Annotated in this window: 13 protein-coding genes; 9 read left to right on the top strand and 4 right to left on the bottom strand. The window is 43.3% G+C overall.

Annotation, left to right across the window (positions count from 1 at the left end; all coding sequences use genetic code 11):
* Positions 1 to 10 precede the first annotated feature (10 nt).
* Together P5G49_RS11200 and P5G49_RS11195 are read right to left on the bottom strand one after the other, a co-directional pair.
* Positions 11 to 433 carry a YflT domain-containing protein gene (locus P5G49_RS11200; protein WP_301243831.1) on the bottom strand — a complete coding sequence of 141 codons (423 nt, stop codon included), beginning with the start codon at positions 431 to 433 and terminating at the stop codon, positions 11 to 13.
* 161 nt (positions 434 to 594) lie between these two features.
* Complete coding sequence (locus tag P5G49_RS11195; RefSeq protein ID WP_301243829.1) at positions 595 to 1911, bottom strand: PQQ-dependent sugar dehydrogenase; 1317 nt, start codon at positions 1909 to 1911, stop codon at positions 595 to 597.
* A 103-nt stretch (positions 1912 to 2014) separates the two neighbouring features.
* On the opposite strand from P5G49_RS11195, the gene P5G49_RS11190 reads away from it, so the two are divergent.
* Both P5G49_RS11190 and P5G49_RS11185 read left to right on the top strand, forming a co-directional pair.
* Positions 2015 to 2581 (top strand): YybS family protein, encoded by a 567-nt coding sequence (locus tag P5G49_RS11190; RefSeq protein WP_301243827.1) that lies wholly within the window; start codon positions 2015 to 2017, stop codon positions 2579 to 2581.
* 69 nt (positions 2582 to 2650) lie between these two features.
* Positions 2651 to 3124: a hypothetical protein gene (locus P5G49_RS11185; RefSeq protein WP_301243825.1), complete on the top strand. Its 474-nt coding sequence runs from the start codon at positions 2651 to 2653 to the stop codon at positions 3122 to 3124.
* A gap of 722 nt (positions 3125 to 3846) precedes the next feature.
* Here P5G49_RS11185 and P5G49_RS11180 read toward each other — a convergent pair.
* Entirely contained in the window at positions 3847 to 4467 is a 621-nt protein-coding gene (locus P5G49_RS11180) for a YflT domain-containing protein (protein ID WP_301243824.1), read from the bottom strand.
* 167 nt (positions 4468 to 4634) lie between these two features.
* On the opposite strand from P5G49_RS11180, the gene P5G49_RS11175 reads away from it, so the two are divergent.
* Positions 4635 to 5555: a patatin-like phospholipase family protein gene (locus tag P5G49_RS11175; protein ID WP_301243823.1), complete on the top strand. Its 921-nt coding sequence runs from the start codon at positions 4635 to 4637 to the stop codon at positions 5553 to 5555.
* A 42-nt stretch (positions 5556 to 5597) separates the two neighbouring features.
* Here P5G49_RS11175 and P5G49_RS11170 read toward each other — a convergent pair whose 3' ends face one another.
* The gene (locus tag P5G49_RS11170; protein ID WP_301243822.1) at positions 5598 to 6278 is read right to left on the bottom strand and encodes a C40 family peptidase; all 681 of its coding nucleotides are present in this window, start codon (positions 6276 to 6278) and stop codon (positions 5598 to 5600) included.
* A 295-nt stretch (positions 6279 to 6573) separates the two neighbouring features.
* On the opposite strand from P5G49_RS11170, the gene P5G49_RS11165 reads away from it, so the two are divergent.
* From P5G49_RS11165 to P5G49_RS11140, 6 genes are all read left to right on the top strand, one after another.
* On the top strand, positions 6574 to 6705 hold the full coding sequence (locus P5G49_RS11165; RefSeq protein WP_301243821.1) for a hypothetical protein: 132 nt from the start codon (positions 6574 to 6576) through the stop codon (positions 6703 to 6705).
* A gap of 578 nt (positions 6706 to 7283) precedes the next feature.
* Positions 7284 to 9017 (top strand): AAA family ATPase, encoded by a 1734-nt coding sequence (locus tag P5G49_RS11160; protein ID WP_301243820.1) that lies wholly within the window; start codon positions 7284 to 7286, stop codon positions 9015 to 9017.
* Between the two features lie 267 nt (positions 9018 to 9284).
* Positions 9285 to 12083, top strand: a complete 2799-nt coding sequence (locus P5G49_RS11155; protein WP_301243818.1) for a lamin tail domain-containing protein — start codon at positions 9285 to 9287, stop codon at positions 12081 to 12083.
* 180 nt (positions 12084 to 12263) lie between these two features.
* A complete protein-coding gene (locus P5G49_RS11150) occupies positions 12264 to 13847 on the top strand; it encodes an ABC transporter substrate-binding protein (protein WP_301243817.1) in 1584 nt (527 codons plus the stop codon).
* 97 nt (positions 13848 to 13944) lie between these two features.
* Complete coding sequence (locus P5G49_RS11145; protein ID WP_301243816.1) at positions 13945 to 14862, top strand: ABC transporter permease; 918 nt, start codon at positions 13945 to 13947, stop codon at positions 14860 to 14862.
* A 13-nt stretch (positions 14863 to 14875) separates the two neighbouring features.
* Positions 14876 to 15799, top strand: a complete 924-nt coding sequence (locus P5G49_RS11140) for an ABC transporter permease (protein WP_301243814.1) — start codon at positions 14876 to 14878, stop codon at positions 15797 to 15799.
* Positions 15800 to 15811 lie beyond the last annotated feature (12 nt).

Here is a 15811-nt window from a genome sequence, read left to right as displayed (position 1 = left end):
TTTTACATAGTCAATTTTCAAGCCCCACTTCCGATTCATCCAAAGGGATCAGTCCATAGTCTTCATAGCCATTTTCAATTGTCGGGCGTTCAATTTTACGCGCCTTTTCAAATACTCCATTCATGTAAAGTAATAGTGCACCTTCCTGAATGGCATTGAAATACTTTTTTGCCTCTCCATCCGTGAATCCGGAATCGTGAAGCATGCTGCGAACGTTTCTTTCGCCTGCAAGGAATCCCATGAAACGATTGAACAGATTGAAGGGGGAGTCCGCGCCAGCTTCGAATGCATGCCGCCTTAGCTCATCCACTGCTTTTTCATCTTTCATGACGACATACAAATCCTGCTCTTCAACGCCGTCGTCCATCAGTTCTTGAATTTTATTAATTAAACGATCTCGATTTGGAAAACTGCCGATAAATGTCTTTCTCATGGTTCTACCTCCTTGTCCATCGTTGTTTTCGAAAATACCCTTGTTGACGGAAAAGGAAACAAAATGATTTATTTTTATGAATGGGGCAAACTAAACTTAGATTTTGCTACGGCGCATTCACCTTGTGAAACGCCGTAACATGTTGTTCATCCTGACCTCACTCAAATCGTCTTTCTTATCCTCCAGATCACGCCGGATCGAGGCAATACTGAAACTTCCGAAAATACTCCGAAATCCGCTACATATAGGACATCTCCTGTACCGAAAACAGCATCGATTGGTCGTTCGAAACCACCGCTGTCCGATAAGGAGGCCGGGAGTCCTGTACGGTTGATTGCAAAAGGAAATATCTCTCCTGTTCGCATATCAATGCGGGAAATTCGATGCCCGACAATGGGAAGTGGTTCTCCTCCTGTTGTGACCGGTTCGTCTGCGCCAAACTCAGCAATATACACATCCCCGATTGGGCCGAATGCGGGTTTTTCATTGAAGCTGAAACCCATCGTTGCGGAGTGGGGAGCGAATACGGTGACCGGCATAGGTGGTTGCATCGGATGTTTCGCCAATAGGAATTCGGGTTGTGGCCCGTTTTCTGGCTTGAACTGTGGCATTGTGAGAGGAAGACCACCTGTGAAATCAGGGAATCCATACCACATTCCGGGACGGATCCATTGGAACTCATCAGGGGAGTTTGCGACGGGGCGGCTGCCTCTAACATCCATTCCATGGTTTGTGGAGAATAACCGGTCGAAACTGTCGAAATGGATTCTGAATGGGTTCCGCAATCCCCATGCGACAAGTTCCAAATCCGAGCCGTCAGGATTTGCACGCAAAATGCTACCGCTCGCTTGAACGATGCCATTCACCTTCTCCCCGGGATAGCTTGGGATTCCAAAAGGCGAATAAGCACCCGTCGTGGCTTCATGATTTCCAACAAAGGTTGTGGTTGTAAAGTTTTCCCCATTTAATGTAACATCGCTGCCCGGGTAATCATGGAAAAATGGATGATCTTTCACCCAGTCATTGTCTAATCCGACTACTCCGCTATTTGTTGCAGTTCCTTGGCCGAAATACATTTTTCCGTCCCGGCCGAACACTACGCGGTTATTATGGTGATCGCCATTGCTTGGCAGCCCAGAGATAATGTCCTTTTTTGTTCCGTCGGGCAGAATCATCGTAACAAACCGTCTGTGGGCCACGTAAATATTTCCTTGATACACGGTAATCCCCGTCAATGGTGGATTAAACCCATCTGCAATAACCGAAAAGCCATTCTCCGTCTGTTTTAACACTTTTCCATTCCCATCCGCTATACCTGAATCTGCGACAAGCATTTCCCCATTTTCTGTAAACGTTATGTTGATCGGCGTAGTTAAACCCGTTGCAAATACATCAATTTCAAAGCCCTCAGGAACTAAAATATCATCAGGATTCAGCTTTCGCGACGACAAATTAGTAATCAATTCTTGGTTAATCAAAACACGATGCCTCCCTTTTATACCTCTACCAATCTATTCAATAATCGGGTAACAGGTACCTATTGGGAAGGAATATAGTAGTAAGATGAAGAAAAAAGGAGGAATGGTTTTCCGGTTATCTAAATCCATGCCCTTTTATCCAAGGGCTGTTCATAGATCGATGTATTTCAAGTGGACCATAAATGAAAAAATGATGTTTGCAGCACTGATGTCTGCTCTTGCGGCGGTTCTTCAATCGGCTGGTGGTTTTTTGCCGGGAGTCGGATTTTTCATAAGCCCCCTTGCGACCGCTCCGGTGCTTATGGCAACGCTCATTACCTTTCGGTGGGGAAGTATGTCTTATTTATTAACAATCTTCCTATTGGTTTTAATTCAACCGAGTGAATTATTCATTTTTCCATTCACGACAGGTGTGTTAGGCATCGCATTGGGATGGGCATTACGTACACAGTCTAACCGACTGAATGCAATCTTCGTTGGTGGCATAGCGTTATTTATAGGTATTTGCATCCCGCTTTACGTGCTTGGTTTCCCTGTATTCGGCCCGGGCGTCTCTTCATTTAATTGGACCACAATCATTATCATTTTGGCTTTTTCACAAATTTACAGTTGGATTTGGCTGGAATTCGGCCTGTTATTAATACGTAGGCTGAAGCGATTTTTAACTTAGGACCGGAAGTGCACTTGACAGATAATTCGACATACAATAGGAAGAAGACCCAGTAGAGGAGTTTGGAAATTGGGAGAATCGAAAGTTCATTTAAACGGGTGGGTGGATGATTATTTGTCGAATCAAAGCCGGTTCGTTTGGAATCCATATTTGGCATTCATGAAGGAACAGCGTGAAACGAATGAGCACCTTGTCATTGTCGTCAATCGATTGGAGCAGCTCTGTGGGAAAATTCTCGATAGTGTCAGCCGCCAACAGATTAGTCATCGAAATCGTTACTTTCAATTACGAGACCGAATTTGGGAGGTCCATGAGAAACTGCAGTCGGATTCTGTTAAGCAAGATACGATACGGGAAGAGTTAGGCAAGCAAGGGGAGGCGGTTTTCCGTCTGCGGAAAAGCTTGCAAAATCACCGGGTGTCAATGCGCGAATTCACACTGAACCAGTATGATGACCTAGATGATATCCTAAGCATGTTAGAGCGAATTGATGCTGATAACGCGAAGATTATCAAGAAATTGGAAGATCAGGATCGTAAATAAAGCAAGAGGAAGCAGGCTAATAGAGCGGCTTGCTTTTTTATTCCAAAAGCGCATAAATTCGTGGAATCACGCATAAAGCCGGCCGAAAACGCATAAATCCGTAAATATACGCATAACTATTTTTTATGCGCTTTTTGGAAGATTTATGAGCTTTTAGTGGGATTTATGCGTCCTTAGAGGCATTTATGCGTTTTCCTTCTTAAAGAATAAATTATTTTCCGGACTGCCGTGTCGGCAACCTAAACAAAACAAGATCACTGTAATACAGTATAGAGATCCCTATTTTCGTAGGGATTATTAGTAGGTATAGGGTGAACAAGCTATGAGTAACATGACTATGATAAAAATGATCATATTTGCGAGTTGCTGTCGACATTGCCGCCGACCTAAACGTTGAAACAAATTGTTGTTATTGGCTCTTATGGACTTGCCCTGGACAAGCAACCCATAATTGTAATAATACGAAAAAACGGGCAGAGATAGCATCCAGCCAACTGAATCCCTTCAACCTAATGGCGTTAATGTCAATTAATACTGCAATGTCGTAAAAATGTCTGAAAATCATCTAAATCGGCAAGGCACTCGCAATTCATAGAATTGAGCTCACAAATTCACCCTTACCAAAGCATCACATCCTCATTGTGTCTGTCTCACCCTAAACGGACGGGGCACAAATAAGCCCGCAAAGCATGTCTGACTTTGCGGGCTCCCTCATTCAACGACTACTCATTATCCGGTTTATTTCGCATTATAGGTTCATCAACGAATTCTTCCCGTATATCGATTTCGCCATCTTTCTCGGTCTCATTGTCTTCATAGCCGCGGAAAGCTTCGCCACCGACTCGTCCGAAATTCGTGTCAGTCCCTTCGTACAAGGAGGAATCCTGGAAAGCCCCAGAAGTATAATATAATTCATTGGACTCGTAATCTGAAACCCGATTCGCACCTAAATTAGGATCGGATCCGGTATCCGATAGTCCAAAGCGACTAACGGAATTTGTATGAAAAAGATTCACTTCTCCTTGGTCAACGTAAAGCAGTTTCCCGCCATTCTTAATTTGAGTATAATAATTATCCATATCTCCCTCTGAAACACCGACCTCTTGAAGCATGCTTCTAACATGATCCTCGCCAGTCAGGAAATCAATGAATCGATTGAACCATGATTCTGGCGTTGTTTGTACATCCCCATATTTCATGCCTTGGAACATTCTCACATCACTATCATCCTGTGCAACCACGTAAATGTTCTCACCTTCAAAGCCTTGAGATTTTAATTCGTCTATTGTCGACATCAATTCCGAATCGTTATGGTACATGCCTACAAATTTCTTTTCTTTCATGTAGATAGCCTCCTTCTTACGGTGATGCTTAACCAAATACCCGTATTGGAAAATATGAAAACATTTTTCGTTACGAGTAAAGTGCAGGATCTGAACAACATATAACAGGCGGGTTCTACATTTCCTTTTCAAAGATTATAGTATAACAACGCCATGGGAGGGATGCTGTGGAAATAGATGGGGTATTTGCTGGTGGCGGGTTGAAAGGATTTGCTTTAGTCGGTGCGTATCAAGTTTTGGAAGAGAAAGGGTATTGTTTTAAGCGATTGGCCGGAACAAGTGCCGGTGCGATCATTGCAAGTTTCATTGCAGCAGGGTATTCTGGCCAGGAAATCGAGGTTATGATGCAAGAGGAGGATTTGCAGACTCTGTTAGATCCACGCAAAACGATTATTCCAATACCTTTTCTGAAATGGTTGCGATTGTATAAGCGCATGGGACTTTATCAAGGAAAGGCTTTGGAGGATTGGTTTTTCGAAAAGCTATCTGCAAAAGGGCTCTATACGTTTTCCGATTTGCCGCCGGGGTCGTTGAAATTGGTTGCGTCGGATTTAACGCATGGGAAGATGATCGTTCTTCCAGACGATCTCGTTCATTATGGCATTGAGCCTATGATGTTTCCTATCGCGAAAGCACTTCGGATGAGTTGCAATATCCCATTTTTTTTCGAACCAGTACGTTTCAAGGCGCCATCTGGTGAGACGATTGTGGTGGATGGGGGTGTACTCAGCAATTTCCCGATGTGGATTTTCGATGACGCCGAAGGGAAGCGTGAACGTCCCCTCATCGGTATGAAACTGAGCAGTAGCAGTGATGAGATGGGTGGAAAGGAAATTACCAATGCACTCAATTTGTTTGAAGCACTATTCTCGACAATGAAAAACGCACATGACGAACGATATATTTCACGAAAGCATGAAAAAGACATCATTTTCATCCCTGTTGAACAGTACAGCGCAACCCAGTTCAATATGGAGGACGAACAAAAAGATGCACTGATGGAAATAGGTCGATCACGAACAAACCAATTTCTGCGGACTTGGGAATATGCCAATAATGGAAACAGAAGGAATTTCAAAGTCATCTAAAATAAAACCGCCGGTACATATCCTGTACCGGCGGTTTTGTTATTAAAGACGTTTGAAACTATGGAATTTTGATTTCCAATAACTATTGCTCAAGCTTACCACTTGTGATTGCTTACCACCTGCATGAACGAATTTGTTATTCCCGACATAAATTCCCACATGTGAAATGCCTTTGCGGTATGTATTTTGGAAGAATACCAAATCGCCTGGTTTCGGGTCGCTCACTTTTTTGGATTGTGCAAATTGCCCCAATGTATCACGGGCAACCGATTTGCCGGATTGCTTATAAACATATTGGACAAACCCACTGCAGTCGAACCCTTTAGTAGTAGTTCCACCGAATTTGTAAGGAATGCCAGTCAATGACTTCGCTTTTTGAACGACTGTTGGATTGCTTGCAGCTACTTTAGTAGTTGCCCCATTCTTTGTTAATAAAGAGCTAAGCGCCCAGCCTGTTTTGCCGTTCACCTTAACATTATACCAAACTTCTTTTCCGACTTTTTTCTGGCCAACAACCGAAACTTTTGTCCCTTTTTTCGCCAATAGAACAACTTTATTGTTCGTTCCTGCACCGGAACGGATATTTACATTATACGCTGTTGTGTACGTGCCGTTATTTACTGATACCGATTGGGATGCTGGTGAACTTGCTTCTGCATCTCCAGTTGTAAATCCAAATGCCAATGAACCTGCTACGATTAACGATAAAGCAACTTTCTTCATGCTTTCCCCTATCTACCACTGATCTTAATGGCTTTTTATATTTTTTATAGTACGAAGCGGCAAATGCCCTTCGCTTTTGATTTGATCACCTTTCCAATTGTAAAGATTAAACATTACAAGTTGGGGGCAATTAAATTACAAATAGATTACAGCGGGGTTACAAAGTCCGGTTATTCTTGTAATCTAATTCATCCAAATAATTGACCACTTCTGAAAAGAATTATATTTTAACGATGTGTATCCTTTCTATTTTCAGCACATACTATGTAATGAACACTGGATTGGAGGGGTTACAATGGTTCAACTTATCTACATGATGGCTTCTGCAAACGATCATAGAAGAATTACAGAAACTATCCGCAAAACTACAGGGAAGATAAAAATAGAGGCGATGAAAGTGGAAGAGAAACGGTTGAGTGGGCGATAAGTCCATTCGACCGTTTTTTTATATAGAAAAAGAAATTGGAAAAGGGCTGCTCTCATTATGAGAAGCAACCCTTTGATTTATAGTAACTTTTTTAGTTGAAGTTCGTGTTCATCTTATGAATCCGTGATCCGAATTAGATTGAAAATGATCAGTGCCGCGGTCATTTTCCACTGGATGTCTTCTATCCTTAAGCAACGCAAGCCCTACCTACTCTTGCGTCCTTGCGACCCTTTAGCCGCGCCAGTGTGAATAAGTGTCTTCAAAAACAGTACGTAGAATGCCAAATGTCAAATATAAAGTTACTACGTTGTTAACCGATTTATTATAGCATGGAATTGATGCGGGCGCAAGTCCTTAGTTTCCCCGCAAACCGGGCAAGTCTCCCCGCACCCACTCTATTATATAAAAAAGTATACTATTTTCATTGCATAAACATTTTTTTACATAACAGTAAAATTAATAGAAACCTTACAAGCAAGTAAGTTAGCGAAATAAAATTGTCATTATTTCCACCTGTTCAATATATGTTTTTTATTATATAATAATAACATCTTACAGAAGGAGTTGGGGATGGCCTAATGCCTATTTCGAAATTTGCAACGAAGATTGTCGTCCTTGTCGTCTTAGCCATTGGGATTGTAGCAAGTGTCGGATGGTATGTTTCGGGTGCAAATAAAGGGATGAATGTTTCGTTTTCAGAGTTCGAGAAGACGATCCAAACCCAAAATGGCCAGCAGTTGTCTTTAAAAGAGAAGGCTGATGGTACATTGTATCTGCAAACGGCAGATGCAAAGTACGTTACGCAAGTCCGTCCGCAAAGCCAGTTAGCTGAACAATTAGTGGAAAAATATAACCTTTCATATAAATTTGTCGATAATAGCCAATACAGCGGCTTGATTATCGGTGGTTTGATTATTGCAACTTTCTTTACTTTGTTGATCCTTCATAAAAAAGGGAAGTTGGGTGCTGGTATTTCTTCAATGAAGAATGGAGCGTCTAAAGCGACTCCACTTCCAACTATTACGCTCGAAGACATTGGTGGACTTCCTGAAGAAATGAAAGACGAGATCCACCAGACTCTGTCGATTATTAAAGACCCAGTGCGCGCAACTCAATTAGGGATTCAGGCGCCAAAAGGGCTATTATTGTACGGACCTCCTGGAACAGGGAAAACATTGCTTGCCCAAGCGATTGCTCATGAAATCGGAGCAACTTTCTATTCGTCAAGCGGGTCCGCGTTCACAGAGTTGTTCGTCGGTGTTGGTGCATCCAGGGTAAGAACTTTATTCCAAAATGCACGAAAGCAACGCCCGGCCGTCATTTTCATCGATGAAGTCGATGCACTGGCAGGTAAACGTAAAGAGCATGGCGGGGAAGAATCGGAGAAAACATTGACGGAGCTGCTTGTTCAACTGGACGGTGGCAATGACAATGAAGGGATTCTTTTCATCGCAGCAACGAACAGGAAAGATATGTTAGATGAAGCATTCCTTCGTCCAGGTCGTATCGACTATACATTTAATGTGCCGTTGCCAGATACAAACGGACGCCGGGAGATCATCGATATTCACACGAAAGGCCGTCTGCTTGCTGATGAAGTTTATGCATCACTTGATGTATTGGCGGAAAGCACTTCCGGATTTTCGGGTGCGGAGCTTAGTTCTTTGTTTGAAACGGCAAGTAAACGTGCAGTCCGGGATGGACGTCAGCAGATTGATAAGGGCGATCTTGATTTTGCGATTGACCGCACAATCCTTGGTAGTACGTCCCGTGCATTGAATGATATCGAAACGAAAAGAAGAGTTGCAATCCATGAATCTGGTCACGCACTTATTGCAGCTCTGACGAAACCGGGTTCCGTTCGTAAAGCGACAATCATCCCGCGTGGACAAGCGCTTGGATATGTCGCCCCGATCCAGAAGGAACTTCATTTACAAACTGCGAGTGAATTGATGGACCAAGTAAGCATGATCCTGGCAGGTGGAGTTGCAGAACGACTTTACCTTGGTGAGCATAGCATCGGCGTCAGCGGTGATGTGCAGCAAGCGAAAGACATTATCGAGCGGATGGTGGACACTGGTCTATACCAAGACAGCTTTACATTGACGTTCAATAAAGGCGAGAAAGAAATGAAAATGCAACAGATTTTCGGTGAAGCGTTGCGTAAAACTGAAACGCTCATCCAGGAAAACACTGCGCAGTTTGAAGAGTTGGTCGAAGTTTTATTCCTTAAAGAAACATTGGATGGAACTGAAGTGCAACAGATTGTTGATAATAAAGCAGCAAAAATTGAAGAGTTAGTCGTCGTGTAAATAGGATAGATTGAAACATTAACACTCCCAATTGGGGGTGTTTTTTTAATTCTCTCTGCAACTAACCTCACCCATCCATTGGAATAAAATACTTCGAAAGCAATATGCAGTAATAGCGAAATATTACAAAAAGTCGCATGGTCATTGGGTGTAAGCAATGTTAGTATGAATATGCAATTCTATTAATCTGTCAATGGAAGGAGCGGTTTTCTTACGATCTATGACGCGCAGCACCATAATTTCGAAGGATGAGAGGAGAATGGTACCATGCGAAGTAAGAGATGGAGAAAGCGTTTGAATAGTTTTTTAGCGGTTGGATTGGTGGCAAGTATGTTAGTGCCTTCAATACCGGCGATTGCAAAGGCAGAGCCGGCTGTGTCCGATTTGTTCATTTCAGAGTACATTGAAGGCAGCAGTTTCAATAAGGCGGTTGAGCTTTATAACGGAACAGGGCAGACAGTGGATTTAAGTCAGTATTCGTTGGAGCTTTACGCAAATGGTGCGACCGTGGCGACCTCAAAGCTGACGTTGTCGGGGACATTAGGTCCAAATAAGACATTTGTCGTGTATCATCGCGACGCAGTTGCAGGAATTAAAGACAAGGGTAATCTTGAAAATATGAGCGTCATCAATTTCAACGGGGATGATGCGCTTGTTCTTAAAAAAGAGGATAAGGTAATCGATTCATTTGGACAAGTAGGGGTACGGAACAACTGGGGTATGGATGTCACACTCGTTCGAAAGGCTGCAATTACAAGCGGGGATTCGGTTCCGAATGATGCATTTAATCGGAATGATGAATGGAGCGTCTATCCGAAGGACACATTCGATTATTTAGGGTCACATGAAATGGATGGTACTGAACCGGGTGAACCAGGAAATCCGGATGAGCCTGGAGAAAGTTTGTTAATCCATGATATCCAAGGGGAGGGGCATGTATCTCCTTATAACGGTCAATCCGTGAAAGGCGTCGAAGGAATTGTCACATACAAGTATGTTTTGAACGGCTCGACATACTATCATATCCAAACTCCGGACGATAAGCGTGACGGCAATATGAACACCTCCGAAGCAATCGTCCTTTACAGTGGAAGGGATGCATGGAATCTTTCCGTTGGAGATTTAGTTTCCGTTACTGGAAAAGTAAGCGAGTATGCGATTGACGGGTATGCGGACCGCCAGGAAACGGACTTGAAAACGACACAGATCAATGTCCGTGATGACCAAGGTGGCAAAGTGAAAATTCTTGAACGCAACGTTCCACTTCCAACTCCTTTCATTATTAATGAAAGGAACCTGCCGCAAGATAAAATCGCAAGTTATCAGTTCATTGAATTCGATCCGACGAAATATGCGGCAGATTTCTGGGAAAGCCGTGAAGCGATGCTTGTGCAAGTCGGCAATGTGAAAGCGGTCGGACCTCAGGAGCACGGTGATCTTGTCACGGTGTTCGAAAATGCGGCAACGGAAACAGTAAATGGCGGCATCCTGTTGAAGGAAGACGATCAGAATGCAGAACGTGTCCAGTTCCGATTGGAGCCGAATGGACCTGCCCGTGATTTTGAAGTCGCGACTGGCGACCGTTTTGAAGGGCCGATTACAGGTGTTGTCGGCTATTCATTCCAAAACTATAAGATCTATACGTCTTTGAATGACATGCAGCAAGCGCATGTGAAAGGTGATGCAATTCCAGAGAAGACGACGATTGTGAAAGCGGAGGACAAGCTGACTATCGCTTCCTACAACTTGGAGAACTTCTCAAACAATACAAAAACAACTTCGATTGATAAAGCGAAAAAACTGGCAAGAGCATTCGCAGTCGATATGCAGAGCCCGGATATTATCGGCGTAACGGAAGTCCAGGACAATAACGGCCCGGATGCAGGTGATTCGAAGGCGAATCAAAGTTATGAGCGTCTAATCCAGGCGATTGTCGATGCAGGCGGTGTTAAGTATGAATACGTCAATATTGATCCGGTGAACAACGAGGACGGCGGACAGCCAAACGCGAATATCCGTGTCGGGTTCCTTTACAATCCTGCCCGTGTTTCATTGACGGAAGGAATTCCGCATGGCGATGCAACGACGGCCGTGGGATATGAAAATGGCAAATTGACGCTTAATCCCGGACGGATTTCGCCGAATGACCCTGCATTCAACAGCAGCCGGAAACCGTTGGCAGCGCAATTCGATTTCCAAGGGGAGTCCATTGTCGTGATTGCGAACCATTGGAACTCTAAAACCGGTGATACGCCATTATTCGGTTCCACTCAGCCGCCGATCTATGGCAGTGAAGTCCAACGGAAAAAGATTGCGCAACTTGTTTATGACTTTATTTCTGAAATCAAAACGGATAATCCTGATGCGAATATCGTTTCCCTTGGGGATTTCAATGACTTCCAATTTGCGGAGCCTTTGAAAATCCATGAAGGCAGCATCATGACGAATATGATCAATCATGTCGAAAAAGCTGACCGTTATTCGTACGTCTATCAAGGCAACTCTCAAGTGTTAGATCATATTTTAGTGTCGAATAATCTGGTGGACCAAACAGAAATCGACATTCTGCACATCAATGCAGACTTCACGGACATGGCTGGCCGTGCGAGCGATCATGACCCAGTCATGGTACAGATTGGATTCGAAGCCCCTGTCGTTTGGGAGCCGGTTCCAATTAAGAAAGTGTATAACCTCATTAATTATCATAAAAAGCAAGTGATGATTGCGGAACCAAATGTAGCCGTTTATATGGACGCGCAATCGTCTTTGAAGGACGGCATGTACTTGAAAGGGGACTATGCCGAGCTGACAGGTGAAGGATTTAAGACGAATACAGTCATCCTACAGCCTAAGAAAAAAGGTTTGATCGTCGATATGAAAGGGACGGAAATGAGCCATGTCATCGTAGAAGGCTCTAATCCGCTCGAAATTAGAGGCGCTGAAAACATTAAGAAGATCGATTTTGTAAAAGGGGCAGACGCTTCTAAAGTCATCTTCTACAACTCCAAAGGGAAGCGGATTACAGAGCCTACCTTTAATACGGAAAGTTTAAGAAAAGCCTCGTAATAAAAATGGCCCGGGGAGTGACATCCTCTGGCCTTATTTTAAAATCAGTGTTAGATATCAGTTGATTAAAATAATTAACTATATTCAGAGAAAGGGTATTGTACAATTCTGATAGTTCGGTTACAATTTGAATAAATATTCGCCCAACGAGGAAAATGGGTGTTGATAAGGGGGAAAAAGATGAAGATTAAAAGTCTACTAGTTATGGGAATCTTATTAGCCGTTCTTGCCCTAACGGCTTGTACCGGCAAAGAGGCCACTGACAAGCAACCATCACCAAATAAAGGCAATGAGACTCAAAAACCAACTGGCAAAAGTGAAGAGAACCGGGTTTTGACGATTGCAATGGGTTCGGATATCGTCAGCTTTGATATTCACAATCACAATAACACTTCTACAGAAGCGGTACATGATAATATGTTCAACTACTTATTCAAAAGGGATGATAATAACGTCATTCAACCTGAATTAGTGGATACATTTGAACAATTGGATGAATTGACTGTACAGATGAAATTAAAGCCTGGGGTGAAATTCCATAATGGGGACCCACTGACTTCCGAGGATGTAAAGTTCACACTTGAGCGTGTCGCCACTGACGACACGTTGAAGGAATTCCCGAACTATAAACAAATTAAGCAAGTTGATATTATTGATGAATTAACGTTTAAGATCGTTACTCATGCGCCGGAGCCATCCTTGTTCCATAGATTATCAAGGTTGGGTTCTGGAATGTTGCCGAAGAAGTATATTGAAGAAAATGGATGGGATCATTTCCTTGCGAATCCGGTAGGAACAGGACCATACAAGTTTAAGCAATGGGTTCGGGATGATCGGATTGTAATGGTTCCTTTTGAAGATTATTACGAGGGGAAAGAGGATGAGTGGGATGAAGTTGTGTTCCGTGTCATTCCTGAAAACTCCACGAGAGTATCTGAACTATTGACTGGCGGTGTTGACATTGCAGTCAACGTTCCACCAAGCGATTGGGATCGTGTCGATAAGAATGATGGCACTTCCATGAAGAAAGAAACATCCAACCGTACGATCATGTTGATTTTACGTTCTACTGAGGGATATCCGACGTCCGATGTCAGGGTGCGCCAAGCAATTGACTATGCAATTGATGATGGTTCTTTGGCTGAGTTTGCCTTAAAGGGTGGCGGAATTCCGACTACAACAAGGGTTGGTCCAGGAAACTTCGGTCATAATCCAAAGCTGTACAATACGTATAACTATGATTTGGAGAAGGCAAAATCGCTTCTTGCTGAAGCTGGCTATCCTGATGGTTTTGAAATGACATTGCATTCTCCACGCGGCCGCTATTTGCAGGACGCTGAAGTAACTGAAATGATTGCAGGAATGCTTACGCAAGCAGGTATTAAAGTGAATATCGAATTCATGGAATGGAGTAACTTTGTAGAAATGCGCTCAGCTAAGAAAAATAAGGATGCATATCTTCTTGGTTTAGGTAATTCCATGTTTGACGGGGCATATTCGGTTGACTGGTACCGTGCTGCGCGTTTTGAGGGAGAGACTGATTATAAGAATGATGAAATTGAAGAGTTGTTGAAAGCTTCAGCTTCTAACATGAATTCAGCTGAACGTGAGGCGCAAATCCAACGAATTGAAGAAATTGCTGCCGAAGATGTTCCGCATGTTCAACTTTACCAAGAAACGATTAATACAGGTGTAAGTGATCGAATTGTCTTCACTCCAACTCAGGATGAAATGATTTACGTACCAAAAATCAAGCGGAAATAGAACCTGATTGGGCCGGGGAGTTATTTCCTGGCCCATATCCTTTATACAAGGAAAGGGTAGGCGGGTAGAGTAAAGACTACATAAATAGGAGGCCGCTATGATTAAATTTCTATTTAAACGAATTCTTGAGTTCATTCCTGTTTTGATCATTATTTCATTTATTGTCTTTTCGCTTGTATTTGTGGCGGGAAATCCTGTTGCACTTATGTTGCCCGAAGATGCAAGCCAGGAGGATATTGAACGCTTGACTGTGGCGCTTGGTCTTGACCAGCCTTTCATCGTTCAATACGGAAAATATATGTTGGGGTTAATTCAAGGAGATTTTGGAAGGTCGTTCAGATACAATACGGATGCATTGCCACTTGTGCTTGAACGATTGCCTGCCACATTGGAATTGGCGGCAGCGTCGATGGTCATCGCAATCATCATTGCAATCCCGCTTGGTGTTTGGTCCGCAACAAGGAAAAATACGTCGATGGATTTACTTGCTACTGGTGGGGCGGTAATCGGTAAAGCGATGCCGAACTTTTGGCTTGGAATTATGTTGATTTTATTGTTTTCGGTTACATTAGGCTGGTTCCCGGTATCGGGCAGGGGAACAATGGCCCATCTTGTTTTGCCGGCAATTACGCTTGGAACGGGGATTGCCGCCGAAATGACAAGGCTGATCCGCTCAAGTATGGTGGAAATCTTGAGCCAGGATTATGTTCGAACCGCCAAAAGTAAAGGGCTACGGGATTTTTTCGTTGTCTATAAACATGCGTTTCGAAATTCACTGATTCCGGTTGTGACAATAACTGCATTACAAACCTCGACTTTGGTAGGCGGTGCATTGATTACCGAGACTGTCTTTTCGTGGCCGGGGCTTGGTCAACTTCTAATTCAGGCAGTGAATACAAGGGATATGGCAATCGTCCAGGCAAGCGTATTCATTATCGCTATACTTGTCATCTTGATGAATCTATTAGCGGACATCATTTATAGAATCTTGGATCCACGGATCAAGTATAGTTAAGGGGGCATAGGACATGTCTGCAAATCTTCAATCACATACAGTGGATAGCCACACGGATGTGAAAATTAAAAAGACAAATGCACTAACCCGTTGGACGAAGTCTTTAGTAAATAGTAAAACAGGTACGGTTGGGTTTATTATTGTCCTTTTTGTCTGTCTGGTGGCGGCTTTTGCAAATCACTTAGCGCCCCACGATCCTGCGGCAATCAATCCCGCAAAAATGTTAAAACCCCCTTCATGGTTAGAGGGGGGAGAAAAAGAATATTTTCTTGGAACAGATAATCTTGGCCGGGATATATTAAGCCGGATTATTTATGGTTCAAGAGTTTCCTTACTCGTTGGAATTTCCTCAGTTATATTGGCTGGCATAATCGGAATTGTAGTCGGACTTAGTTCAGGCTATTACGGCGGCTGGTTGGATACGATATTGATGAGAATAGTAGATTCATTCCTCTCCATTCCTAATATCCTATTTGCACTCGTCTTTTTAACTGTATTCGGGCCGAGTGTACCGACATTGATTGTCGTCTTAGGGGTTACGAACTGGGTCGCATACGCGAGGATTGTAAGAGGGGAAACGCTGTCGATAAAAGAACGGGAGTTTGTTCGTGCAGCAAAATCATTAGGCGTTCGTAATGTCACAATCATTAGCAGACATGTATTGCCGAATGTAATTTCCTCATTCATCGTCATCTCGACGTTAAGTGTTGCGACAACTATCATTTTGGAAGCCTCCCTAAGTTTCTTAGGTTTAGGTGTTCAGCCTCCAACGGTTTCTTGGGGTGGTATTCTGAGTGACGGACGCGACTACCTTGCAACAAGTTGGTGGTTGGCGACGTTCCCGGGAGTTGCAATTACAGTAACTGTTCTTGGAATCATATTCTTAGGCGATTGGCTGCGTGATGTTCTTGATCCACGTTCGCAAGGCAGAAGTTAAGGGGGTGTTGTG

Origin of the sequence: Sporosarcina highlanderae (assembly GCF_030433715.1) — a bacterium.
Lineage (GTDB): Bacteria > Bacillota > Bacilli > Bacillales_A > Planococcaceae > Sporosarcina > Sporosarcina highlanderae.
The sequence above is the reverse complement of the archived record's forward strand: the minus strand, read 5'-3'. Positions and strand labels throughout refer to the sequence as shown.